25 protein-coding genes are annotated in these 24,045 nt (G+C 65.4%); 21 read left to right on the plus strand and 4 right to left on the minus strand.

What is annotated here, in order from left to right:
• The 4 genes from leuD to Q0982_RS11485 all read left to right on the plus strand — a co-directional run.
• Window positions 1-358: 3-isopropylmalate dehydratase small subunit (gene leuD / locus Q0982_RS11470; RefSeq protein ID WP_299395522.1), on the plus strand; the 358-nt coding region annotated here is incomplete at its 5' end.
• A gap of 76 nt (window positions 359-434) precedes the next feature.
• Window positions 435-1,547 carry a 3-isopropylmalate dehydrogenase gene (gene leuB / locus Q0982_RS11475; protein WP_299395523.1) on the plus strand — a complete coding sequence of 371 codons (1,113 nt, stop codon included), beginning with the start codon at window positions 435-437 and terminating at the stop codon, window positions 1,545-1,547.
• Between the two features lie 159 nt (window positions 1,548-1,706).
• Window positions 1,707-3,059, plus strand: coding sequence for an OmpP1/FadL family transporter (locus Q0982_RS11480; protein ID WP_299395526.1), 1,353 nt, complete (start codon window positions 1,707-1,709; stop codon window positions 3,057-3,059).
• Between the two features lie 290 nt (window positions 3,060-3,349).
• Window positions 3,350-3,532, plus strand: a complete 183-nt coding sequence (locus tag Q0982_RS11485) for a hypothetical protein (RefSeq protein ID WP_299395528.1) — start codon at window positions 3,350-3,352, stop codon at window positions 3,530-3,532.
• A 101-nt stretch (window positions 3,533-3,633) separates the two neighbouring features.
• Here the strand turns inward: Q0982_RS11485 and Q0982_RS11490 are convergent, their stop codons facing one another.
• Window positions 3,634-3,966 (minus strand): DUF962 domain-containing protein, encoded by a 333-nt coding sequence (locus tag Q0982_RS11490; protein WP_299395530.1) that lies wholly within the window; start codon window positions 3,964-3,966, stop codon window positions 3,634-3,636.
• A gap of 156 nt (window positions 3,967-4,122) precedes the next feature.
• Between Q0982_RS11490 and Q0982_RS11495 the strand changes: the two genes are divergently transcribed.
• From Q0982_RS11495 to Q0982_RS11510, 4 genes are all read left to right on the plus strand, one after another.
• Complete coding sequence (locus tag Q0982_RS11495) at window positions 4,123-5,136, plus strand: aspartate-semialdehyde dehydrogenase (RefSeq protein WP_299395532.1); 1,014 nt, start codon at window positions 4,123-4,125, stop codon at window positions 5,134-5,136.
• A gap of 62 nt (window positions 5,137-5,198) precedes the next feature.
• On the plus strand, window positions 5,199-5,825 hold the full coding sequence (locus Q0982_RS11500) for a LysE family translocator (RefSeq protein ID WP_299395533.1): 627 nt from the start codon (window positions 5,199-5,201) through the stop codon (window positions 5,823-5,825).
• A 56-nt stretch (window positions 5,826-5,881) separates the two neighbouring features.
• On the plus strand, window positions 5,882-6,463 hold the full coding sequence (locus Q0982_RS11505) for a tyrosine phosphatase family protein (protein ID WP_299395536.1): 582 nt from the start codon (window positions 5,882-5,884) through the stop codon (window positions 6,461-6,463).
• A gap of 283 nt (window positions 6,464-6,746) precedes the next feature.
• A complete protein-coding gene (locus Q0982_RS11510) occupies window positions 6,747-7,640 on the plus strand; it encodes a LysR substrate-binding domain-containing protein (protein ID WP_299395538.1) in 894 nt (297 codons plus the stop codon).
• Here the strand turns inward: Q0982_RS11510 and Q0982_RS11515 are convergent.
• The gene (locus Q0982_RS11515; RefSeq protein WP_299395541.1) at window positions 7,631-8,260 is read right to left on the minus strand and encodes a DUF1062 domain-containing protein; all 630 of its coding nucleotides are present in this window, start codon (window positions 8,258-8,260) and stop codon (window positions 7,631-7,633) included. The two genes, Q0982_RS11510 and Q0982_RS11515, sit on opposite strands and share 10 nt — an antisense overlap.
• 340 nt (window positions 8,261-8,600) lie before the next feature.
• On the minus strand, window positions 8,601-9,500 hold the full coding sequence (pdxY, locus tag Q0982_RS11520; RefSeq protein ID WP_299395542.1) for a pyridoxal kinase PdxY: 900 nt from the start codon (window positions 9,498-9,500) through the stop codon (window positions 8,601-8,603).
• Window positions 9,501-9,635: 135 nt separating this feature from the next.
• Here pdxY and Q0982_RS11525 point away from each other — a divergent pair, with 135 nt between their 5' ends.
• The 11 genes from Q0982_RS11525 (at window position 9,636) to Q0982_RS11575 (ending at window position 20,753) form a co-directional block, all read left to right on the plus strand.
• On the plus strand, window positions 9,636-10,517 hold the full coding sequence (locus tag Q0982_RS11525; protein WP_299395544.1) for a CoA ester lyase: 882 nt from the start codon (window positions 9,636-9,638) through the stop codon (window positions 10,515-10,517).
• Between the two features lie 45 nt (window positions 10,518-10,562).
• Complete coding sequence (locus Q0982_RS11530; protein ID WP_299395546.1) at window positions 10,563-11,630, plus strand: MaoC family dehydratase; 1,068 nt, start codon at window positions 10,563-10,565, stop codon at window positions 11,628-11,630.
• A gap of 1,530 nt (window positions 11,631-13,160) precedes the next feature.
• Window positions 13,161-13,556 carry a succinate dehydrogenase, cytochrome b556 subunit gene (gene sdhC / locus Q0982_RS11535; RefSeq protein ID WP_299395548.1) on the plus strand — a complete coding sequence of 132 codons (396 nt, stop codon included), beginning with the start codon at window positions 13,161-13,163 and terminating at the stop codon, window positions 13,554-13,556.
• Window position 13,557: 1 nt separating this feature from the next.
• Window positions 13,558-13,941: a succinate dehydrogenase, hydrophobic membrane anchor protein gene (gene sdhD, locus Q0982_RS11540; RefSeq protein WP_299395551.1), complete on the plus strand. Its 384-nt coding sequence runs from the start codon at window positions 13,558-13,560 to the stop codon at window positions 13,939-13,941.
• 65 nt (window positions 13,942-14,006) lie between these two features.
• Entirely contained in the window at window positions 14,007-15,794 is a 1,788-nt protein-coding gene (gene sdhA / locus Q0982_RS11545) for a succinate dehydrogenase flavoprotein subunit (protein WP_299395554.1), read from the plus strand.
• A gap of 64 nt (window positions 15,795-15,858) precedes the next feature.
• The gene (locus Q0982_RS11550; RefSeq protein WP_299395556.1) at window positions 15,859-16,638 is read left to right on the plus strand and encodes a succinate dehydrogenase iron-sulfur subunit; all 780 of its coding nucleotides are present in this window, start codon (window positions 15,859-15,861) and stop codon (window positions 16,636-16,638) included.
• A gap of 92 nt (window positions 16,639-16,730) precedes the next feature.
• A complete protein-coding gene (locus tag Q0982_RS11555) occupies window positions 16,731-17,057 on the plus strand; it encodes a hypothetical protein (RefSeq protein ID WP_299395559.1) in 327 nt (108 codons plus the stop codon).
• A gap of 104 nt (window positions 17,058-17,161) precedes the next feature.
• Complete coding sequence (locus tag Q0982_RS11560; protein ID WP_299395561.1) at window positions 17,162-17,851, plus strand: FMN-binding negative transcriptional regulator; 690 nt, start codon at window positions 17,162-17,164, stop codon at window positions 17,849-17,851.
• A complete protein-coding gene (locus Q0982_RS11565) occupies window positions 17,826-18,911 on the plus strand; it encodes a glycerophosphodiester phosphodiesterase (protein ID WP_299395563.1) in 1,086 nt (361 codons plus the stop codon). The genes Q0982_RS11560 and Q0982_RS11565 overlap by 26 nt, the downstream gene beginning before the upstream one ends.
• Before the next feature lie 79 nt (window positions 18,912-18,990).
• Window positions 18,991-20,280, plus strand: a complete 1,290-nt coding sequence (locus Q0982_RS11570) for an NAD(P)H-binding protein (protein WP_299395565.1) — start codon at window positions 18,991-18,993, stop codon at window positions 20,278-20,280.
• Window positions 20,280-20,753 carry a DUF2269 domain-containing protein gene (locus Q0982_RS11575; RefSeq protein WP_299395568.1) on the plus strand — a complete coding sequence of 158 codons (474 nt, stop codon included), beginning with the start codon at window positions 20,280-20,282 and terminating at the stop codon, window positions 20,751-20,753. Before Q0982_RS11570 ends, Q0982_RS11575 begins: the two co-directional genes overlap by 1 nt.
• A 146-nt stretch (window positions 20,754-20,899) precedes the next feature.
• Here the strand turns inward: Q0982_RS11575 and Q0982_RS11580 are convergent, their stop codons facing one another.
• Complete coding sequence (locus Q0982_RS11580) at window positions 20,900-21,886, minus strand: tripartite tricarboxylate transporter substrate binding protein (protein WP_299395570.1); 987 nt, start codon at window positions 21,884-21,886, stop codon at window positions 20,900-20,902.
• Between the two features lie 142 nt (window positions 21,887-22,028).
• Between Q0982_RS11580 and Q0982_RS11585 the strand changes: the two genes are divergently transcribed.
• The gene (locus Q0982_RS11585) at window positions 22,029-22,541 is read left to right on the plus strand and encodes a hypothetical protein (protein ID WP_299395572.1); all 513 of its coding nucleotides are present in this window, start codon (window positions 22,029-22,031) and stop codon (window positions 22,539-22,541) included.
• A gap of 1 nt (window position 22,542) precedes the next feature.
• Window positions 22,543-24,027, plus strand: a complete 1,485-nt coding sequence (locus Q0982_RS11590; protein ID WP_299395573.1) for a tripartite tricarboxylate transporter permease — start codon at window positions 22,543-22,545, stop codon at window positions 24,025-24,027.
• Window positions 24,028-24,045 lie beyond the last annotated feature (18 nt).

Below are 24,045 nucleotides of genomic sequence, written 5' to 3' on the forward strand. Positions count from 1 at the left end.
CGAGCACGCGCCCTGGGCGCTGCTGGACGCCGGTATCCGCTGCGTCATCGCCCCCAGCTTCGCCGACATCTTCTACAACAACTGCTTCAAGAACGGCATTCTGCCCATCGCCCTGCCGCAGGAGCAGGTTGACCTGCTGATGGACGACGCCCAGCGCGGCGCCAATGCCGTGGTCTCGGTCGATCTGGAGAAGCAGGAGATTACGGGCCCGGACGGCGGCAAGATCCGTTTCGAGATCGATGCCTTTCGCAAGCACTGCCTGTTGAACGGTCTCGACGATATCGGGCTGACCCTGGAAAAGGCCGAAGCCATTACGGCTTTCGAAGAAAACCGCAAGATCAGCCAGCCCTGGCTCTAGATCGGCGGTTCCAGACCGGGGCCGCCCAAGCGGCCCCAAGATTTCAAATGATGTTTGATCGGGGAGGAGGCGCAGCGTGGCGTCCAACAAGAAACTATTGATCCTGCCGGGTGACGGCATCGGCCCGGAGGTGATGGGTGAGGTGCGCCGGGTCATCGATTGGATGGACAAGCGCCGCGCCGTGGGCTTTGACGTCGACGAAGGCTTGGTCGGCGGCGCCGCCATCGACGGCGAAGGCGCGCCGGTCAGCGATGCCACGGTTGAAAAGGCAATGAATGCCGATGCGGTGTTGCTGGGCGCCGTGGGCGGACCGAATTGGGACAATCTGCCTTTTGAGCGCAAGCCCGAGCGCGGCCTGCTGCGCCTGCGCAAGGACATGGCGCTGTTTGCCAACCTCAGGCCCGCGCTCTGCTTCGATGCGCTGGTGGAGGCGTCCTCCCTGAAACCGGAAGTGATCTCCGGCCTGGACATCATGATCGTGCGGGAGCTGACCGGCGGCGTTTACTTCGGCCAGCCGCGGGGCATCGAAACCCTGGCCGACGGCACCCGCCGGGGCGTGAACACCCAGGTCTACACCACGCCGGAAATCCGCCGTGTCGCCCGGGTCGCCTTCGACCTCGCCAGAAAACGCCAGAACCGGCTTTGTTCGGTGGAAAAGGCGAACGTGATGGAATCAGGCGTTCTCTGGCGCGAAGAAGTCACCAAGCTGCATGCCTCGGACTTTGCCGACGTGGAGCTCAGCCACATGTACGCCGACAACTGTGCGATGCAGCTGGTGCGCGCGCCCAAGCAGTTCGACGTCATCGTCACCGATAATCTTTTTGGCGACCTGCTGTCCGATGCCGCGGCCATGCTGACGGGGTCTCTCGGTATGCTGCCCTCGGCGTCGCTCGGCGATGTTGACGAGAACGGCCGCCGCGCCGCGCTCTACGAGCCGGTGCATGGCTCGGCGCCAGACATCTCGGGCCAGGGCAAGGCCAATCCCCTGGCCACGCTGCTGAGCTTCGCCATGATGCTGCGCTACTCCTTTGATCTGGGCGAGGATGCCGACCTCATCGAACAGGCGGTGCAGGACGTGCTGGCCGCCGGCAACCGCACCGGCGACATCGCCGCTCCGGGCGCGCCGGTGATCTCTACCGAGCAGATGGGCGCGGCCCTGCTGGCCGCATTGGACAAGCGCGCCGCCTAAAGCCGAGAAGCTTCATCCTTCGGCCTTTTTAGCACCGCCTCGGCGGTGCGCTTCCCACTGTGCTTTTTTTGGGGCGCAGGTGGTTCGCTTGTTCTACCTCTTTCGGGCGGCCGCTATAGTTTGATTACAACCATAATAATCAAACTGGGGGGCGTTCCAGTGGCCATTTCGCGGTCGAGGATCCATCGACTCTTCCTCTCCATTGGGTTTGCGGCTGCGGCGCTTGGCCCGGCGACAGCCTGGGCGGCGGGCTTTGCCATCAAAGAGCAGAGCGGTTCTTCCCAGGGCCATTCTTTCGCCAGCGCGTCCACTGGGATCGAGGACATCTCGACGATGTTCTTCAACCCTTCCTTGATGGCCTTTCATGAAGGAAACCAGCTCGTCACAGTCGGCAGCCTTATTATTCCGCAGTCCGAGTTCAAGGACGGCAGCGGCAGTTTTCAGGCAGGCGGGGCCATCGGCAACGCCGCCGGTTTCACAGGTCTCGACGACATCGGCAAGGACGCCCTGGTGCCGGCCACCTACGCCATGATCTCGCCGGCCGAGAACGTGCGCCTGGGGCTGGCGGTGACCTCGCCCTTCGGGCTTGTCACCACCAATCCGGAGGGTTGGGTGGGCCGCTACCACGCGCTGGACTCGCGGCTGACCACCATCAACATCTCGCCGACCGCAGCCTTCCGGATAAACGATTATCTGGCTGTCGGCGTCGGCTTCGTTGCCCAGTACCTCGATGCCAAGCTGACCAATGCCGTCGACTTCGGCACCATCGGTGACGGCCTGGGCGGCATTGCGGGGCAGGAGGACGGCCGCGCCAAACTGCGTGCAGACGACTTGGGCTTCGGCTTCACCCTGGGCTTGACGATAACGCCGGTGGAGGGGACCCGCATCGGCCTCGGCTACCGCTCCCAGATCGCCCATACCGCCAAGGGCGACGCCGCCTTCGATCTCGGCAGCGGCGTCGGCAACACGGTTTCGGCGCTGACGGGCCAGTTTGTCGACGGCGGGGCCCAGACCAGCGTGACCCTGCCGGAACAGGTGAGCATCGGCCTGCATCAGGACATCAACGACGAGCTGGCGATCATGGCGGAGGTCCAGTGGACCCATTGGAGCCGCTTCCAGGAGCTGCGCATCGAATTCGACAACCCGGCCCAGGCCGACAGCGTGACCCTGGAAAGTTGGGAGAACAGCTGGTTCTTCGCCCTGGGCGGAACCTACAAGCCCTTCGACGACTGGACCTTCAAGCTGGGGGTGGCCTTCGACCAGTCGCCGGTGCCCGACGATACCCGCACCCCGCGGATCCCCGACGAGGACCGTTATTGGATCTCCGGCGGCATCTCCTACGACCCCTATGACTGGTTGTCGCTGTCTCTGGGCTATACCCACATCTTCCTGCCAGATGCCGATATCGACCTGGGCTTCGACGATCCCAATAATGCCCTTCGGGGTAGCCTGGAAGGGACCTATGAAGCCTCGATCGACATCATCGCCCTGCAGGGCAAGATCACGTTCTGAAGGGGTTGTTGACCTGAGGTCGAGGGGGCTTGGCCATCCGTCGAGACAGCCCCTTGCGGGGCTTCCTCAGGATGAGGGCTTCACCTAGGTTGGCCTCATGCTGAGGAGGCGTGAAACGCCGTCTCGAAGCATGACAGCGCCATTTTCCCGATTTTCCCGGCGAGATGACAGGTCTGCCTTTTATTGCTCGCGGGCGTCTCCGGCGACTGTGGGGTCACAATTCCTTCAATTGACCCCTTGCGGACCAGGGTCTATGGTGCCGGGTCTTAGCTCCAATGGGAGATGATTTGATGCAGAAGACCCTTACCGCCCTGATGGTTGCGGCAGGCGTCGCCGGGTTCGCGGGCTCCGCCTTTGCGGCCGGCTGCGGCTATTCCCATACGGTACAGAGCACGAAACCCGTCGTCACGGCGGACGCCCAGCAGTCGACCCCGGTGATCAAGACCACCACCCCGGAGACTGCCAAGAATTAGGCGCCAGACCCATGGACGAAACCAAAGGCCGTCCCTCTGGGCGGCCTTTCGGTTTAAGGGGCGCCTTTTCGGGACTTCATCAAAGCAGGCAGGTTAACTGCTCAGGTGTTTTGGGGCAGGTGATGTCGCAACTCGCCGGTCAGGCTGCCGCCGAGCCAGGCGAAGAACATGCGGAAGTCGCTGACAAAAGACCACAGCGGATGGGTGAAGGTTGCCGGCCGGTTGCGCTCGACAAGGGCGTGGGCCAGCCAGGCAAAGGCGTAGCCGCAGACCAGCGCCGCCGGGAACAGCCACCAGAGGCCGGAGGCGATACCGCCGGCCAGCAGGAAAAGGCCCAGGGCCGTCCCCAGGTAATGCAGGCCGCGGGTCGCCGCGCTGCGGTGTTCGCCCAGATAGCGGGGCCAGAAGGCCTGATAGGTTTTAGAGCGTTCCAAGTCGCCAACTCCCTGGTTCCACGGGCTCGCTTGTTGAGTCGCTGGAACTCTGATTTAACACGGGCGCCCTTTCGGGGCCTACCCCTCCCGCGGTTTCCGGCGATGCGCCAAGAGGCCGTGGGGCAGTCGAAGTGAAAGGCAGATAGGTAAGAGGTCATGGGATACAGAGTAGCAGTGGTCGGCGCGACGGGCGCCGTGGGCCGCGAGATGATGAAGACGCTGTCCGAGCGCGCGTTTCCGATCGACGACGTGGCGGCGCTCGCCTCCGAGCGTTCGGTCGGCAGCAAGGTCTCCTTCGGCGAGGACGATGAGGTAAAGGTCCAGAACCTGGCGGCCTTCGACTTCAAGGGCACCGATATCGTGTTCTCCTCGCCCGGCGCCAAGATTTCCGCCGAGTTTTCGCCCCGGGCGGCGAAGAAGGGCGCGGTGGTGATCGACAACACCTCGCACTTTCGCATGGACCCGGATGTACCGCTGGTGGTGCCGGAGGTGAATGCCGAGGCGCTGGCCGGTTATGCCAAGCGCAACATCGTCGCCAATCCGAACTGCTCGACCATCCAGATGGTGGTGGCCCTGAAGCCGCTGCACGAAAAGGCGCGGATCAAGCGGGCCGTCGTGGCGACCTATCAGTCGACCAGCGGCTCCGGCAAGGACGCCATGGACGAGCTGTTCAACCAGACCCGCGGCATCTATGTGAATGAGCCGGTGAAGCCGGAGCAGTTCACAAAGCAGATTGCCTTCAACGTCATTCCCCACATCGACAGCTTCATGGATGACGGCTTCACCAAGGAAGAATGGAAGATGATGGTGGAGACCAAGAAGATCCTGGATCCGGCCATCAAACTGACGGCGACCTGCGTGCGCGTGCCGGTCTTCATCGGTCATGCCGAGGCGATCAATCTCGAGTTCGAGAACCCGATTTCCGAAGAGGAAGCGCGGGAGGTGTTGAACGCCCAGGACGGCGTCACCGTGGTCGATCACCGGGCCAACGAGGGCTACGTCACCCCGGCGGAATGCGCCGGCGAAGATCAGGTCTACGTCAGCCGTATCCGCAGCGACCCGACGGTCGACAACGGGCTGTCGCTCTGGGTGGTATCCGACAACCTGCGCAAGGGCGCGGCCTTGAACGCCGTGCAGATCGGCGAGACCCTCGCCCGCGATTACCTGTAGGAACGAAGACTGCCGGGCGGTTTCCGCCGCCGCCGCCCGGCATCCGGTCCGAGGAGCAGTTCATGACCTTTGACACCTGGTTCGTTTTTCTGGCGGCGGCGGTTTTGATCTGTCTCTCGCCTGGTGCCAATAACCTGCTGGCCCTGACCAACGGGCTGCGCTTCGGGGCGGCGCCCTCGCTGGCGGCGGTCGGCGGCCGCCTTGCCGCTTTCCTGGTGATGATCGTCATCGCTGCGGCGGGCCTGGGTGCGGTGTTGGCGGCCTCTGAACTGGCTTTCCAGATCATCAAGTGGGCGGGCGTTGCCTATCTCGTCTACCTCGGCCTGCGGGCGCTGATGGCGCCTGCGGCGGCGTCTGCCGTGCCGGCCGCCGGGGCTGGGCACAGGTTGTCGGTTGCGGCTTTGGCGCGCCGCGAGTTCCTGGTGGCTGTCGGCAATCCCAAGGCGATTCTGGTTTTTACCGCGGTCTTTCCGCAGTTCCTCGTGCCCGGCGAGGCGGCGCTGCCCCAGTTCGCCGTGATGGGCGCGACCTTTCTGGCGACCGAGTGTCTGGCGGCCTTTGCCTATGTGCTCTCGGGCAAGATCTTCGCCCCCTTGCTGCGCGACCGTGCGGCTCTGGTGAACCGCATTACCGGTGGCCTGCTGCTGGCCGCCGCCGGCCTGCTGGCGAGTGCCAGTCGCCGGGCGTGATCGATTCCCGGTCGATGCGACATCGAGTCTTTTGTGTCCGACAACGAATCTGTTGAGTGAAACCCATTTCGATTTCCGTTTTGACTGTCTGCGGCATCGATGAACTGCCGAACCACGGCACACTAGGCGTCACCCATGTGCTGTCTTTGATCGATCCAGGTTCACCGGCGCTGGAGGCTTTTCAGAATTACGACAGTCATCATCGGATCACGCTGAACTTTCACGACATCATCGAGCCGCTTGACGGCAAGGTCATGCCCGGGCCGGAGCATGTCGCCGAGGTTCTGCAGTTCGGCGAGGAATTGGCGGCGTCGCGGGAAGCCCGCAGCGACGGACATCTTCTGGTTCACTGTCACATGGGCGTATCGCGCTCGACCGCAGCCATGCTGACGCTCCTGGCCCAGGTTCATCCGGGCGAAACCGAGGACCGGCTCTTTGCAAGGCTGAGAGAGATCCGCCCGCAGGCCTGGCCCAATTCCATCATGATCGGTTATGCCGACGACCTGTTGGGACGAGAGGGCAGGCTGACGGCGGCGCTGCGCCGGCACTACGGGCATCGAATCAAGCACGATCCGGAGGTTGCCGACTGGATGGCGCGGCTGGGCCGCCGCCGGGAAGTGGAGATGGCGGCGGACTGACCCGAACAACGCCGCTTTAGCGGCGCTTTGGGGTCTTGTTCAGCAACAGTGTCCAGAGCACCGGGTCGGTGCCGCCCGCCGGACCGCTCACCAGGAGCCTCGTGAGATTTCGGGGCAGGGCCGCCTCGCAGCCGCCCGGCTGCCGGGGCGAGAACCGTTTGCCGCTGCTGCCGAATTTATTGAGAAAATCTCTAATCATCTGCTAAAGATCGTCTGGTATGACTGGACTTTCAAACGCGAAGGCTGCAATAGCTGTTGAGGTTTTCTCAAGAGAGGAAAAGCTGTGCGACGACTTCCTTCGCTTAGAGGCCTGCAGGCCTTCGAGGCCGTGGCCCGATTGGGAAACCTCGCCGCCGCCGCCGAGTTTCTCGGCATCACCGGGAGCGCGGTCAGTCACCGCATCCGTGGACTGGAGAAGGAGTTGGGGGTGCTTCTGCTTCAGCGTTCACCCAAGGGGCTTTCCCTGACCTCCGCCGGAAGCCGGTACCGGGAAGGCGTGGCGGGCGCCTTTGCCGAACTGGGCCGCGCGACCGCGGATCTGCTGGCGCCCGATCTCTCGCGGCCGCTTACCATCAGCCTCACCTCCGAGGTGGGGCTGCGCTGGTTGATGCCGCGCTTCCATCGCTTTAGAGAGCGGCATCCCGATATAGACACCGCCCTGCTCAGCACCTACGAGGTCGTCGATCTGCAGGCGGGCGAGGCCGACGTCGCCCTGCGCTATGGCAAAGGGGGCTGGGCCGGAGAGGAGGTCGTGCCGTTCCTGAAGTTCTCGGTCTCGCCGGTCTGCGCGCCAGCGGTTCGCGAGCGTATCGCCGGGATGTCGCCTCTTGAGGCGCTGGAATCCCAGGTAATCATTCGCGAGAGTTATCACGACTGGGCGCTTTGGCTCGAGGCCGCCGGTATCGACGATTTCGAGCCCACTGGCACGCTGCAGTTCCGCGACTATTCCATGGCTGTGGCCGCGGCGGTTGCTGGGCAGGGCATCGTTCTCGGGTACTCCGGCTATGTCGACGCGGAAGTCGCCGCCGGCCTTCTGGTCCAGCCCTTCGAACTCAGCGTCCTGACCGGCAAGGGCTATTACCTCGTCTATCTCAGCGAGCGCCTTGCCGATCCGCGGGTGCGGGCCTTCCTGGATTGGGTGCTGTCCGAGACGGAGGCGGCCGCGCCTCAGCCGTGAACTCCCGCCGCTGCGATGGCCGCGGCTTCGGACATCTGCGAAAGATCGATGAGCATCCGCATTCCGTCTACAGGCGGATTTCGCAGCTTTCCCTTCCGCGGTGGAGAAAGGGTCAGGCGGCCCTGGTTCTGCAGGTGTTGAAGCCGGCTGCGGGAAAGGCCGAGTTCCCCAGCAAGCAGCCGGTCAAGCCGCAGGCTTACCGCAACCGGAACGGCAAAATCGATCTCCAGCCGCCCCGCCGTTTGCGCGCTGCCGGACATCAGCGTCTTTTGCACGAGCGCTTGGGGGAAAGTCTCGACCTTCTGAGCTTTGGTCCGCAGGCCGCCAAGGTCGAAAGCCAGGCGCCGGGCGGTTTCCGGATCGTTTGCCTGCAGTTGGGCCAGGAATTCGGGGCTGATGCCGTTCACGGTTCTGCGCTCCAGCAGGGGCCGGTTCCAGGTGTTGCCGCAGGCCGTGCAGTTGTAGATCAGCCAGGCATCGAGGCGTTTGCCGTTGGCGTTGATCCTGAACTTGTCGCTGCTTCGAAAGGCTCTGCTGTTGTGGCAGCGGCTGCAGGGCAGCCAGGGTTGCGGGGCGGTTTGCGGAACGATCGTCCAAAGGACGCGTAAAACATCGGACATGCCGGCTTGCTCTTCCCATTGGGAAGTTCGTCAAGACGACGGCAAGAAGGGGCCAAGCGGCCACGGTGTGGCGACGGTTTACGATGAGAAGGAGGTCAGGCGCAGGGCAGGCGAAGAAGCCGGCCGAGATCCAGCCGTGCCATACCGGTCTCGAACCGCCACCAAGAGGAACTCATATTCATCGGTTCGGCAACGCGCGGGGGCGTGCCGTTTTGGTTGGTGGAACTGGTGAGACCGGCGGTTACGATGGCAAAGTGGTTGCTGCCCTTCGGTTGCTGACGGCGCAGTGATAGCCAAAACGGCGGCAAAAGGGAAGGCCGCGGCGCTTAGGGAATTTTTCTCAGGAGACTTTTGCTGCAGAGAAGCGGGTTCGGGAATCGAGAAGCCGGTCCTGGGCGGCGACGATTTGCAGTTCCGCTTCGCCGCTGTCCAGGGTGGTCTGCAGCACCTCGAAGATCGACGCGGCTGCGGCGGCGAGCGCCTCCGGCAGCGCCCGGCTTTTCAGAACGAAACCCAGAAACAGGGCAGCCACCGCATCGCCGGCGCCGTTGGGCGGCGGGTCGATGGGCAGGCGCGGGCAGGTGACGCGCCAGCAGCCCTCTGCGGCGACCGCCAGCATGGCGACGGTCGCCTCATCGCCGCCCGCCTGCTCAAGACCGGCTTGTTCCCCCGCCTGCTCCAGGCCGGCCTGCTCAAGTGACGTGACAAGAACGGCTTTCGGTCCCTGGCTCAGCAGAGCCTGCGCGGCGGCGAGGGTCTCTGCCTCGCTGTTCAGACTGCGGCCGCTCAGGATCTCCAGCTCGAAGAGGTTGGGGGTCAGGATGTCGGCCGACGGCAGCGCCCGCTCGCGCATGAAGGCGGGCACGCCTTCGCGTACGAACAGCCCCTTGCCGCGATCGCCCATGACCGGATCGCAGAGCCAGATCGCTTCGGGATTGGCGGCGCGGATGCGCTCGGCCGCGTCCAGGATCACCGCGCCCAGAGCAGGATCGCCGATGTAGCCGGTCAGCAGCGCGTCGCAGCGCGCCAGGGCCCCGCGCGCCGCCAGACCGTCGATCAGCCGGGCGACATGGTCGGCGCTGAAGACCTCGCCCTGCCAATCCGGATAAGCGGTGTGGTTGGAGAATTGGACGGTATGCACGGGCCAGACCTCAAGCCCCAGCCGCTGCAGCAGAAAGACCGCCGCGGCATTGCCGACATGGCCGTAGGCCACGTGGGATTGAACAGAAATCACGTTCATGGGGGCGCAGCTTGCCACAGGGCGCGCTTGCATTATAGTCGCGCCGCGTTCCATCCCGTGTCGCCTTATCAAGGGGACACCTTATTCCAGGGGCCGCCTTTCCAAGGGGCCGCCTTTCCAAGGGAGAGATGATCTATGTCGACTGCCGCCCGGCCCCGCCGCTCGGTTCTCTATATGCCTGGCTCCAACGCCCGCGCCCTGGAAAAAGGGCGCAGCCTGCCCGCCGACGCGCTGATCCTGGATCTGGAAGACGCCGTCGCGCCGGACGCCAAGGCGGTGGCCCGCCAGCAGATTGTCGAGGCGATTGCCGCGGGTGGTTACGGCGCAAGGGAACTGATTGTCCGGGTGAACGGCTTCGACGGCCCCTGGGGCGATGACGACGTGAAGGCCATGGCGACCTCCGGCGCCGATGCGATCCTGCTGCCCAAGGTCGAGACGGCCGCCATGGTGCGCGATCTCGAAGCGCGCATGACCGCCGCGGGCGCGCCCGACGATATGGGCATCATGTGCATGATGGAAACCCCGCTCGGTATGCTGAACGCCCAGGAAGTGGCCGCCGCTTCTCCGCGCATCACCTGCCTGGTGATGGGAACCTCCGATCTGGTGAAGGACCTGCAGGCCGCCCATACGCCAGAGCGCCTGCCGGTACTGACCAGCCTCAGCCTCTGCATCCTGGCGGCGCGGGCCTACGGCATCGCCATCGTCGACGGCGTGCACCTCGATCTTTCCGACGACGAAGGCTTTGCCGCCCACTGCGTCCAAGGCAAGGAACTCGGCTTCGACGGCAAGACCCTGATCCATCCCAAGACCGTCGCCAAGGCCAACGAGGTCTTCGCCCCGTCGGAGGAAGAAGTCGCCTGGTCGCACAAGATCATTGCCGCCCATGCCGAGGCGGCGGCGGCCGGCCAGGGCGTTGTCGTCGTCGACGGCAAGCTGGTGGAGAACCTGCATGTCGAAGCGGCCGAACGGCTGGTCGCCTTGGCTGATGCGATCTCCGAAATGGAAAAAGCCGCCTAGAGCGAGTCCGGTCTAGAGGGGCCGATCTAAAGGAGACCTGGGCCGATGAGCAAGGCGGATACCGGCAACTTCTTCGAGGACTTCCAGCCCGGCCAGGTGTTGCGCCACGCGACACCGCGCAGCCTGACCGCCGGCGATCAGGCAGTCTATACGGCGCTCTACGGATCGCGTTTCGCGCTGCAGTCGTCGGATGTCTTTGCCCGGCAGTCTGGGCTGCCCCGGGCGCCGCTGGACGACTTGCTGGTCTTTCATGTGGTCTTCGGCAAGACGGTGCCGGATGTCTCCCTCAATGCAGTCGCCAACCTCGGCTATGCCGCCGGGCGTTTCGGCGCCCCGGTCTATCCCGGCGACACGCTGAGCGCCGAGAGCGAGGTGATCGGCGTCAAGGAGAACTCCAACGGTAAGACCGGCGTCGTCTATGTGCGGACCCGGGGCGTGAACCAGGAGGGCGCCCTGGTCGCCGACTACATCCGCTGGGTGATGGTGCGCAAGAAGGATCCGGCATCGGCGGCGCCGGAGCCGGTTGTGCCGGACCTGCCGGGCGCGGTAGCCGCCGAAGAGCTGACGATTCCCGACGGCCTCGACTTTTTGGCCTTCGATCCGGTTGCCGCCGGCAGTCCCCACCGCTGGGACGACTATCAGGTCGGCGAGAAGATCGACCACGGCGATGCCATGACCATCGAAGAGGCCGAGCATCAACTTGCCACGCGGCTCTATCAGAACACAGCGAGGGTCCATTTCAATCAGCACGCCGAGGGCAAGGGGCGTTTCGGGCGCCGCATCGTCTACGGCGGCCATGTGATCTCCCTGGCCCGTGCGCTCAGCTTCAACGGCCTCGGCGCGGCGGTGAAGCTGGCGTCGATCAACGCCGGCACCCACGCCGCCCCGAGTTTCGCCGGCGATACGATCTATGCCTGGTCGGAGGTGCTGGAGAAGACGGCGCTGCCGGGACGCAGTGATCTTGCCGTACTGCGCCTGCGCACGGTCGCCGCCAAGGACCACGCCTGCGGTGACTTTCCGTTCAAAGGGACGGAGGGCAGCGATGGGGGCGGACGGTATCATCCCGCGGTGGTCCTGGACCTCGACTACAGTGTCCTGATGCCACGCGCATAAAAGCGACTACATCTTGGGGATAGCGCCAAGTATTGTGTTTTATTGTCGAGAGAGTACAAAATTTGGTTGAAAGCGGCGAATCGCTCGTGTAATGAATGAGGCGCCGGGTGCAGAGGAGGAAACCTCTTCTGCGCTGTGCCCCGGAAGAAAGGGCAACACCCGACGCCTCGAGAGCTGGATCCAGCTCAGCGCGATCGCAGCGGCCAGTGAGTTCTTTGTTCAAATCTGCGCGCAGATACCGGGCCTGGCGTGACCGATAGAGCGCAGCGAGATCAAAACCCTCCCCGAGGGGAGCGAACTCACCCGGATGGCACCTTCCCGACTTTGCAGTCTTCTTCCGACCTCTGATCCGCTCGCTTTGCCGCGAACCGAAGTTCGCTGCGCTGCAGGCAGTTCCGACCGGGCCCAGGCAACCGCTCCGAAGAACTGTCACCCGTCAGGCGGCGGCGCAGGGCACGCCTCCTGATCCCGATTCCCGAGAAACCGCTTCCGAAGAAGCCGCTTCTTTGGCTGCAGAGTCTCCGCAAGCGAAGTCTCCGCTGCCTGGGAACCGTGCAGAACCTCGTGAAAGGCTCCGCCGTCCCGGACTGGCCAGCCCCCCGACACGGGGAAGGGGAGCGGCCGTCGCCGGAAGATGACGGTACAGAGTCTGACCGACACCCTCCAAACCAGCGGTCAAGAACTGCAGGGCAACCCGACCACCGGCGCCGGACAAGTCGTCTCCGAAGAAACCACCCGCCCCCAGACCTTGGCTCCACGTCCCGGCACCGCCAACTCCCGAGAGAGTTCTTGGTACCAGCGCTCTCTGATCCGAAGACCGTGACCCCTGTGTCGTCTGACCCGAAGGCCTGCCGTCACCGAAATCACGGGAACCGAAGTTCTCCGAGACCGCCGCTTCCCTCCACCGCCGGGACCGTGAGATCCCTACTGCTTCAGGTTGCGTCCCGAGAGGCCGAAACCCCCCGAAGGGCCGCTTTCACCGCCATCTGGCGCTTTCGCGTGCAAGAAGATGCTCGCCCGAATCATCTTGAGCGACAACACGAAATTTCTGCAATGCCTCAAAATCTTGTGCATAGTTTCGCCGGTGCTGCACAATTCCTTCACATCTTGCCCACAGCTCTGTCCACAAGGGTTAACAAGACCCGGAAACGGAAGCTGCCGCCGGCTGCGAATCGCCTGTCGCCGGCTCTGGATCCGCCTGGTTGTAACCGGGCGTCGTTGCGATGCATCATCGCGTCGATTCCCGGGATTTCGAAAAGACCGCCCTGCTCTCGCCAAAGGACCTTTAAGATTATGATATATTGGCGTGTTTTCGGCCCTCGTGAGCCGCTTGAAGGGTGCCTGCGTTGACTTGTGTTGCGCTGCGGTCTAAATCACCTCCGTCTAGAGGTATTGTTCAGACTTACGCTCTATGACTGCGGTCTGCGCCATGAATTCTTTGCGCGGGCACTCCTCTTACAAGATGATGCTTAAGTTCAGTCGCATCAACACAGGCACTCAAACCGACGCAGAGCCCAAAGGCAGCCGCATATGAGCAGTTCCAACAGGCCCCTTTCCCCCCACCTACAGGTCTACCGGCCGCAGATCACCACAATGCTGTCGATCCTGCACCGCATCACCGGTATCGCGCTGGCGGTGGGCACGCTGCTGCTGATCTACTGGCTGGCGGCGGCGGCGAGCGGGCCGACGGCCTTTGCGACGGCGCAGGAACTGGTCGGCTCGATCTTCGGGCGCCTGCTGCTGTTCGGCTGGACTTTCGCGCTGTTCTATCACCTCAGCAACGGCATCCGGCACCTGTTCTGGGACGCGGGTCTCGGCTTCGAGATGCAAACCGCGGAGCGCAGCGGCTGGGCGGTGGTCGCGGCCAGCGTCGTGCTGACGGTTCTGAGCTGGGTTCTCGGCTACATGTCGATGGGAGGGGCCTGAGATGAGCCTGCGTTCCCCCCTCGGAAAAGTACGCGGACTGGGTTCCGCCAAGGACGGCACCGGCCACTGGTGGGCCCAAAGACTGAGCGCCCTGGCGCTGATTCCGCTGACGCTTTGGTTCTGCGTCGCCGTGGTGTCGCTGAGCGGCGCCGACCATGCGGCGGTTGCCGCCTGGGCCGGTTCGCCCGTCGTTGCCGGGCTGCTGATCCTGCTGATCGCTGCGACATTCTATCACGCCTATTTGGGTGTCCAGGTGGTGATCGAGGACTACGTTCATCAGGAGGGGTTGAAGATCGCCGGGCTGCTGTTGGTCAAAGGTGCGTCGGTCGTTCTAGCCCTCACCGGGATTCTGTCGGTCCTGCTGCTGCTCTTCGAGCGCGCTTGAGGCCGGCTTTTGACGTTGGTACCGAGTAACCCAAGACCTAAAGCAGAACGAACTGAGGGCCGCGCATGACCAAGTCCTACGAGGTAGTCGATCATACCTATGACGTCGTCGTGGTCGGCGCCGGCGGCGCCGGCCTGCGGGCGACCCTGGGTCTCGCCGAAGCCGGCCTGAAAACTGCCTGCGTCACCAAGGTTTTTCCGACCCGCAGCCATACCGTCGCGGCCCAGGGCGGGGTCTCCGCCTCCCTCGGCAACATGGGCGAGGACGACTGGCGCTGGCATATGTACGACACCGTAAAGGGCTCGGACTGGCTGGGCGATCAGGACGCCATCGAATACATGGTGCGCGAAGCCGCGCCGGCGATCCTGGAACTGGAACACTACGGCATGCCCTTCAGCCGCACCGAGGACGGCAAGATCTATCAGCGTCCCTTCGGCGGCATGACCACCCATTACGGCGAAGGCATCGCCCAGCGCACCTGCGCGGCCGCCGACCGCACCGGCCACGCCATGCTGCACACCCTCTATCAGCAGAGCCTGCGCCAGCACGCCGAGTTCTTCATCGAATACTTCGCCCTCGACCTGATCATGGAAGACGGCTCCTGCCGCGGTCTGATGGCCTGGAACCTGGACGACGGCACCATCCACCGCTTCAAAGCGCAGATGGTGATCATCGCCACCGGTGGTTACGGCCGGGTCTATTTCTCCTGCACCGGCGCCCATACCCAGACCGGCGACGGCAACGCCATGGTGGCGCGCGCCGGCCTGCCGCTGCAGGACATGGAGTTCGTGCAGTTCCACCCCACCGGCATCTACGGCGCCGGCTGCCTGATCACTGAGGGTGCGCGCGGCGAGGGCGGCTATCTCACCAATTCCGAGGGCGAGCGCTTCATGGAACGCTATGCGCCTTCGGCCAAGGACCTGGCGAGCCGCGACGTGGTGAGCCGCGCCATGACCATGGAGATCCGCGACGGCCGCGGCGTCGGTGCCGGCGACGACCACATTCATCTGCACTTGGAACACCTGGACCCGGCGCTGTTGCACGAGCGGCTGCCGGGCATCTCGGAATCGGCGCGCATTTTCGCCGGCGTCGACGTGACCAAGGAACCGATCCCGGTGCTGCCGACCTGCCACTACAACATGGGCGGCATCCCGGCGCTGTTCAGCGGTGAGGCGGTGACCGAGAAGAACGGTGACCCCAACACCGTGGTGCCCGGCCTGATGGCCATCGGTGAGGCGGCCTGCGTCTCGGTGCACGGCGCCAACCGGCTGGGTTCCAACTCCCTGCTCGACCTCGTGGTCTTCGGCCGTTCGGCGGCCAAGCGCTGCGCCGAGATCCTGACCCCGGGCGACAGCCAGCGGCCGCTGCCCGAGGATGCCGGCGATAACGCCCTGGACCGCCTCGACAAGGCGCGCCACGCCAAGGGCGATATCCCGACCGCGGAACTGCGCCTGGAAATGCAGCGCGCCATGCAGGGCCATGCCGCCGTGTTCCGCACCGGTGAGTCGCTGAACGAGGGTGTCGGCAAGCTCGATACCGCCTGGCAGAAGCGCGGCGACGTAGCGGTCACCGACCGCTCGATGATCTGGAATTCCGATCTGGTCGAAACCCTGGAACTCGACAACCTGATGTTCCAGGCCAAGATCACTATGGAGTCCGCCGCTAACCGCCAGGAAAGCCGCGGCGCCCACGCCCGCGAGGATTTCCCGGACCGCGACGACGTGAACTGGATGAAACACACGCTGGCCTGGTGCGGCGAGGACGGCAAGGTGCGCTTCGGCGACCGCCCGGTCAGCCTCAACACCCTGACCAACGAGGTTCAGACCTTCCCGCCCAAGGCGCGCGTCTACTAAGCGCCCGGTAAGCATGCAGCGAAAGTTCCCGGACTATTGGCTCTGGTTTTAGAGAAAGAATTCGATGGCTGAGTTCGCACTTCCCGCCAATTCCAAGATCGGCACCGGCAAGTCCTGGCCGAAGTCGGCGGACGCCGGCAAGACCAAGACCTTCAAGGTCTATCGCTGGAATCCCGACGACGGCGAAAACCCGAAGGTCGACACCTTCGAGGTGGACCTGGACAGCTGCGGGCCGATGGTTCTCGACGCGCTGATCAAGATCAAGAACGAGATCGACCCGACCCTGACCTTCCGTCGTTCCTGCCGCGAGGGGGTCTGCGGTTCCTGCGCCATGAACATCGACGGCACCAACACCCTGGCCTGCACCAAGTACCTCAGCGAGATCGGCGGTGAGGTGAAGGTCTATCCGCTGCCCCACTTGCCGGTGGTAAAGGACCTGGTGCCGGACCTGACGCAGGTCTATGCGCAGTACGCCTCCATCGAACCCTGGCTGAAGTCGGAGACGCCGGCGCCGGAGCGCGAGCGCCCGCAGAGCCCGGAGGAGCGCGCCAAGCTGGACGGCCTCTGGGAATGCATCCTCTGCTTCTCCTGCTCCACCTCCTGCCCGAGCTACTGGTGGAACGGCGACCGCTACCTGGGGCCGGCCATCCTGTTGCAGGCCTACCGCTGGATCGCCGACAGCCGCGACGAGGCGACCGGCGAGCGCCTGGACCAACTGGAAGACCCCTTCCGGCTCTACCGCTGCCACACCATCATGAACTGCACCAAGACCTGCCCCAAGAACCTCAACCCGGCCAAGGCCATCGCCGAGATCAAGAAGCTGATGGTCGAGCGCAAGGGTTAGAGGACAGTCCTTTGCCCGTTTCTGCAGACCCTGATTTCCTGGCGAACGGCGGCGCCTTCCCCTATCTCTAGGCGATGATCGTTCGAACGGTTTTGGCCGTCCTCCTCGCCGGCGCCGCTGGAACCCTCGCCAACGCGGCGGCGGCCGGTCTGTTCCTGCGTCCGGATCTCTTCGAGCGGCTGGCCGTGGTGCCGAACCGCTATGTCATCGGCATCGTCTTCGTGGCTTTGGTCCCCTTGATCTACCGTCTGCTGCGTGGCGCCTGGGGGGCGGTGCTGGCGCTGGCCGTCCTGACCCTGGCGCCCTCGCTGCTGGCTAAGCTCGGCCTCGGCGCGGTGACCGCCTGGCCGACGGTCCTGGCGCTGAACTTCGTCTACGGCCTCACCGCCCTGGTGGTCTATCGGCTGGTGCAGCGCTGACCCAGCCGAAGTGGTCTGCCGATTCCGGCCATGAGTGGTTCTTTCAGTGGGCCACACGCCTCCCTAGGCTAGCGTACCGTTGTCTCAAATCCGGACGCTTTGCCATGTTCGTGCCCAAGGCCTTTCGCCTGGACGACCGCCGGCAGATTGCCGAGGTGGTGCGGCGCTACGACTTCGGTCTGCTGGTGACCGCGCCTGCCGGCGTGCCCCAGGCCACCCATCTGCCCTTCGCTTTCGACCCCAAACTTGGCCCGGAAGGGACGCTCTGGGCGCATATGGCCCGGACCAATCCGCAGTGGCACGACTTCGCGGCGCTGGCCGAGGCGGGCGGCGAGGCTCTGACGATCTTTCAGGGGCCGCACAGCTACGTCTCGCCGGCCTGGTACGGCGGCGGCCCGCCCACCGTTCCAACCTGGAACTACGTGGCGGTCCATGCCTACGGCCTGCCGGAGATCATCGACGACCCGGCGGAGGTCCGGGCTCTGCTGGACCGCCTGGTCAGCGTTCAGGAATCGGGCACGGACACACCCTGGACCACCGCCGGCCTGGAGGAGCGCTTCATGACCTCCATGATGCGCGGCGTCGTGGCCTTCAAGATTCCGCTCACCCGCCTGGAAGCGAAGGCCAAGCTCAGCCAGAATAAGACACCCGCGCAGCTTGCCGCCGCGACGGCGGTGCTGGAGGACGCAGAGGAGCCCCTGGCGTGCGAAACCGGCCAGTGGATGCGCGCGGCCCTGGACGGTTTGGGGAGGGAGGATACCGCCGGCGATGACGGAGGAGGAGAGGTCTCCTAAGGCCGAGGGGCGCCGGCTCTCGCGGGGCTCGCGCTTCTGGCTCATCGTTACGGCGGTTCTGCTGGTCCTGGCGCCGGTCAGCCTCTTCCTTGCCTCCCAGCCGCCCGACGCGGAGGGCCAGTTCAAGGCCAGGGCCTTCGATCTGCAGGGTCATCGCGGCGCCCGTGGCCTGATGCCGGAGAACAGCCTGCCGGCCTTCGAGGCGGCGCTGGCGCTGGGCGTCACCACCCTGGAGCTGGACACGGTGATGACCGCCGACGGCGTGGTGGTGGTGCATCACGATCGCCGGCTGATGCCGGAACGCACCCGCGATGCGGCGGGCAACTGGCTGGAGGAGGAGGACGCCGCGCCGCTGATCGGCCTCACACGGTCCGAACTGGCGGCCTACGACATCGGCCGCGCCCGCCCGGGCAGCCGCGTCGCCCAGCGCTATCCCGAACAGCAGGGCCTGGACGGGGTCGCCATCCCGACCCTGGCCGAGGTTCTGGCGCGGGCCGAGGCGCTGAGCGGCGGGCAGATCCGCTACAACATCGAAACCAAGATATCGCCGCTGTCGCCCGATGACTCGGCGGAGCCGGCGGCCCTCGCCGATGCCCTGGTCGCGGCCATCCGCGCCGCCGGCGTTGCCGGGCGGGCGGCGGTGCAGTCCTTCGACTGGCGCAGCCTGTTGCGGGTTCAGGAGATGGCGCCGGACATCGAAACGGTCTACCTCACCGCCGAGCAGTCCTGGCTCGACACCCTGGGGCGCGGCGCACGTGCGCCTTCGCCCTGGATCGGCGGACTTGCCATCGACTGGTCCGAAGTGACGCCGCCGGCGGCGGTAAAGGCGGCGGGTGGCGCCGTCTGGTCGCCCTACTATCGCGATCTCAAGGAACAGGACCTGCGGGAGGCCCAGGCCCTGGGCCTGCGCGTGGTGGTCTGGACGGTGAACGACCCCGGCGACATGGCCTCCCTCATCGATCTCGGCGTCGACGGCATCATCACCGACTACCCGGACCGCGCCCGCCGCGTCATGGAGCAGAAGGAGATGCCGCTGCCGCCAGCCTTCCCAGCGAACTGAGCCGCGGCAAGCCGTCCTCTATCGCTTGCACCGTGGCCCGGTTAGACTCCGCGGCAGACTTGTCGGGGAATTGTTTTCGATGCGGGTTTTGGTGACCGGCGCCAATGGCTTCATCGGTGCCCAGTTGACGGCCACGCTCATCGCAGCGGGGCATCAGGTGGTGGCGGCTGTGCGCGATCCAGCCAAGCTCTCGGCCCGCTTTCCGGATATCGAAACGATTGCCGCCGACATGAACCGCGACACCACGCCGGCCATCTGGCGCGAACGCCTGGTGGATGTGGACGCCGCCATCAACTGCGCCGGGGTGTTGCACGGCGGGCGCGGGCAGGACATGGAGGCGATCCATCACCTGGCGCCGACGGCACTCTTCGACGCCTGCCGGGAATCCGGTGTGAAGCGCGTGATCCAGATCTCCGCCATCAGCGCGGACGCGGAAGTCGGGACAGACTATGCGCTCTCCAAAAAGCGTGCCGATGATCACCTGAAGGGTCTCGATCTCGACTGGATCGTGCTGCGGCCCTCGCTGATCTACGGCGAGGGCGCCTACGGCGGCACCGCCATGCTGCGCGCCCTGGCGGCCTTCCCGGGGGTGACGCCGCTGGTCGGCGACGGCAGCCAGCCCTTTCGCCCGCTGCATGTCGAAGACCTCGCCCGGACGGTGATCACCTGCCTGGAGCGGGCCGATCTGGCGCGCCGCGTGCTGGAGCCGGTCGGCTCCAAGACCGAAACCTTGAGGTCCATCGTCGCCCAATACCGGGCCTGGCTGGGCCGCCCGCCGGCGCGGCCGCTGCCGATCCCGCTGTCCCTGGTCCGCGCGCTCTGCCGGCTGGGGGATCTCTTCGGCCGCGGTCCGCTGTCCTCTACCGCGCTGGCCCAGATGGAGTACGGCAACGCGGGACGGGAGACCGGTTTTGCCGAGGCCATCGGCTTTCAGCCGACACTGCTTTCTGAGCGTTTGCAACGGCGCCCGGCCCAGACCCAGGACCTCTGGCATGCCCGCCTCTACCTCCTGCGCCCGCTGCTGCGCGGCGTCCTGGTGCTGCTGTGGCTGATCTCCGGATTGCTGGGGCTGGCGACCCTCAAGGCCTTCGCGCTGCCGCTGCTGACCGGCCTCGGTCTGCCCCCGGCGCTGGCGACGGTCACGGCCATCGCCACCTCGCTGCTCGACCTGGTGATCGCCGCGCTGCTGGCGGTCAATTGGCGCCCGCGCCTCACGGGGCTGCTGCAGCTGGTGGTGATCGCCGGCTACACCGCGGTGCTGACCCTGGCCGCCCCGGCGTTGTGGGCCGACCCCTTCGGACCCCTGCTGAAGAACCTGCCGATCCTCGTGCTGGTGCTGGTGCAGATGGTGCTGGCGGAAGAGCGGTGATGGATCCCTATGTTTTGGTGCGCGGGCTGCATATCTTCAGCGCCTTCATTCTCTTCGGCACCGGTCTGGGCACCGCCTTTCACATGTATGTGGCCTGTCGCAGCGGCGCCGTCGCCGGCATTGCCCGCGTGGCCCGCCAAGTGGTGCTGGCCGACTGGCTGTTTACGCTGCCGGCGGGCTTTATCCAGCTTGCGACCGGGCTGTGGCTGGTCCATCTGGCCGGCCATGACCTGACCGCGCCCTGGCTGCTGCTCAGTTATCTGCTGTACGCAACGGCCGGCGCAGCCTGGCTGGTGGTGGTGAAGCTGCAATTGGACCTGCAGCGTCTGGCCGTCACCGCCATGGATCAAGGGTCAGAACTGCCTGATCGCTTCTGGCAGGCATTCAGGCTCTGGGTGCGCCTCGGCTGGGTCGGCTTTGTCAGCCTGATCGGGATCTTTGTCCTGATGATCGCCAGGCCCGCGCTGTGGTGACGGGCTACCGGGCCATCCTCGTGGCCGTTGGGTTTCCAGACTGCCGGTCTTGCCGCAGCCGATGACCGCGCGCCGGAGCATCTCCCGGGTTTGGGCCGGGAACGTGTGCCTAGGCGCGCGGCCATCGCCCCCTTGCGGCGACTGAATCAGCCGCGCCGCGCGCCGGTGCCGCGCACCACCGGAATCCAGATGTCCCGCTGGCGGGTGTAGTAGGCATCCACCTCAGCCGGCGTCATCGCCGCCGGGACGATGGAGCCGAGGTCTTCCAGCCGGCTGCGGATGGCGCCGGACTGCACCACCTCGTTGACCGTCTCGTTCAGGGCCTGGACGATTTCGTCCGGGGTGCCCGAGGGCGCAGAGATGGTGTTCCAGGTCTGGGAGACGAAGTCGGGAAGGCCGGCCTCCGAGATCGTCGGGATCTCGGGCACCGCATCGAGCCGCGCCGCCGCCGAGACGCCCAGCGGGCGCACAGCGTCGTCGCGCACCTGCACCACCGCGGTCAGCGAAGGATTGAAGACGAAGCTCAGGCGGCCGGCGATAAGGTCGCGCATCGCTTCGCCGCTCTTCGGATAAGGCACGTGGACGATGTCGGCGCCGATCCGCGACAGGAACAGGGCGCCGGTGATGTGGGTGGTGGTGCCGGCAGGGCCCGAACCGTACTGAAAGTCGCCCGGGTTCGCCTTGATCCGCTCGATCATGTCGGTCAGGCTTTGCGCCGGGTCTTCCTTGTTGACGCACATGATCATCGGCACTTCGTTCATCATGGCAACGCCGCGCAGGGTCTGCTTGATGTCGACCGGCAGCGGCTCGAACAGCGCGATGTTGTGCACCAACTGCGAGGACGTGCCCACCAGCAGCGTGTAGCCGTCCGGATCGGCCTTGCTGACCGCCTCCGTCGCCTGCATGCCCGAGGCCTTCGACAGGTTCTCGACGAGGATACGCTGGTCGAGCCGCGGCTCCAGTTCAGCGGCGACGATGCGCGCCACCACATCGGCATTGCCCCCGGCGCCGGAGGCGACGACGAGACGGATCGGTCCGGCCTTGGGCCATGCCGCGGCACGCGCGGATCGAACGGGCAGGGAAAGGAAGGGCGTCGCAAGGGCGGCACTGACGAAGGCACGTCTGTTGATCATTGGAGGCTTCCCTTTCTCTTCTTGATGTCGATGGTGTCTTGCATGACTGAATGGGCGATTGACCGCCGGCTAGGCCGTCATTTATTGAGAATGCGAATCAATGTCAATATAACTCCTGCACAAACATAGGATTCTCAACAGTTTGCGCCCATCTGCCTCCGCCATAACGCCCAAGGTTGTCACCGCGACCGTCGCTCCGCCGGCTGCTATTGCAGCGCTCGGCGGGTTGCTGCTCGTCCTGGCCCATACCCAACCCGCCTGGGTGAGCGGCAGAATCGGACCGGGCTTGTTCGCCCAGTGGCTGTCGATGGGTGTCGTTGCCCTTTCACTGCTTTGGTTCGCCGCGTCTCTGGCCGGGCTTTGGCTGCCGCGACGCCATGGCTTGGCTGAGCCCGAGGGTGGCGCCCGTTTTCGCGGCCGCACGACGCCCGGCCTGGCTCTCTTGACGGCAGTCGCGCTGTTTCCGGTGCTGATGCCGGTCGCCGGCCTCGTCGCGGCCTGCGCCGTCACGGCCGCTGTTGCAGGCTGGGGCGCGGGCGACCGCGGGCTTCGGGCGCTCGCGGCATCGGCGCTGTTGGCCGGGATGGTGGCTGCGGGAATCGGGCTGACGCTGTTACCGCCGACGACCCGGCTCTGGCCCTGGGGGCCGTTCTGAGATGGGGGACATCTCCGCCTGGCTCGGCCAGTTCGTCGCCGTCCTCACCTTCGATAACGTCCTTCTCTGCTTCACCGGGGCGCTGGTGGGAACGGTTGTCGGCGTGCTGCCCGGCATCGGACCGGCGGCGACCCTGGCGCTGCTGTTGCCGGTGACTTTCGCGCTCGATCCTGCCGGCGCGTTGATCATGCTGGCGGCCATCTATTACGGCGCGCAGTACGGCAGTTCGACGACGGCGATCCTGCTCAACCTTCCGGGCGAGACCTCGGGGATTGTCACCGCGCTGGACGGGCACCGGCTTGCCCTCTCCGGCCGGGCCGGCCCGGCCATTGCCATCGCCGCGCTGTCGTCCCTCTTCGCCGGGCTGGCGACGGCGGTCTTCATCGCCGTCGCGGCCGGCCCGGTGGCCCAGTGGTCCCTGCTGATATCTCCTGCCGGCCTTGCCGGGCTGATCGCCCTCGGTCTCTTCGCCGCGGCGGTGATCGCGCCCGGCAAACCGCTGCCGGCGGTCATCCTGATCCTGGTGGGTGCCTGCCTCGGCCTTATCGGGACCGACTCCGGCGGCGGCAGGCCCCGCTTCACCCTCGGGCTGACGGAGCTGCGCGACGGTATCGGCTTCGTGCCGCTGGTGATGGGCCTGTTCGGCATCTCCGAGTTGATCCGCGCCCTGGAGACCGGAAGCCGCCCCGACCGCATTCCGCCCATCGGCTGGCCCTGGCCGACCCGCCGGGATCTGCGCGCCGGTATCGGCCCCACGCTGCGCGGCACCGCGATCGGCGCGATCCTGGGCGCCATTCCCGGCGTCAGCACGGTGATGGCGGCGCTGGCGGCACGCGGGTTGGAGCGCGCCTTCAAGACGCCCGACCGGCCCTTGGGCGAGGGGGCCATCGCCGGTGTTTCCGCACCGGAATCCGCCAACAATGCTTCGGCACAATCGGCGCTGATACCGCTGCTTACCCTCGGTCTACCGGGCAACCCGGTGATTGCCGTGCTTGCCGGAGCGCTGATGATTCACGGCATGGCGCCGGGCCCCGGTTTCATCCCCAACAATCCCGATCTGTTCAATGCGCTGATTGCGAGCTTTGTGATCGGGAACGTGATTCTGGTGATCCTCAACCTGCCGCTGGCCGCCGTTTGGGCCTCGCTGTTGCGCGTCCCGTTCCGAAAACTCGTTCCCTTGATCGTCGTGCTCAGCATCATCGGCGTGCACTCGGTGCACGGCTCGATGTTCGATGTCTGGACCATGCTGGTTTTCGGGATCTTCGGGTGGCTCTTGGTGCGCCTCGGCCTGCAGCCGACGCCCATCGTGCTGGGCTATATCCTCGGCCCGGCTTTCGAAGAGTACCTGCGCCGCACCCTGCTGTTCTCGCGCGGCGACGTATCGGTCTTTCTGACCGACCCGTTCAGCCTTGCCTGCCTGCTGTTGATCACTGGCGGGTCCGCGTTCCTGTTGATTCGGCACCTGCGCCCGGCAGGTGCGCGTTGAGGCGTCCGCCCGCGGCGT

This window comes from Pelagibius sp. (assembly GCF_028281305.1).
In the GTDB taxonomy this organism is placed as follows: domain Bacteria; phylum Pseudomonadota; class Alphaproteobacteria; order Kiloniellales; family Kiloniellaceae; genus Pelagibius.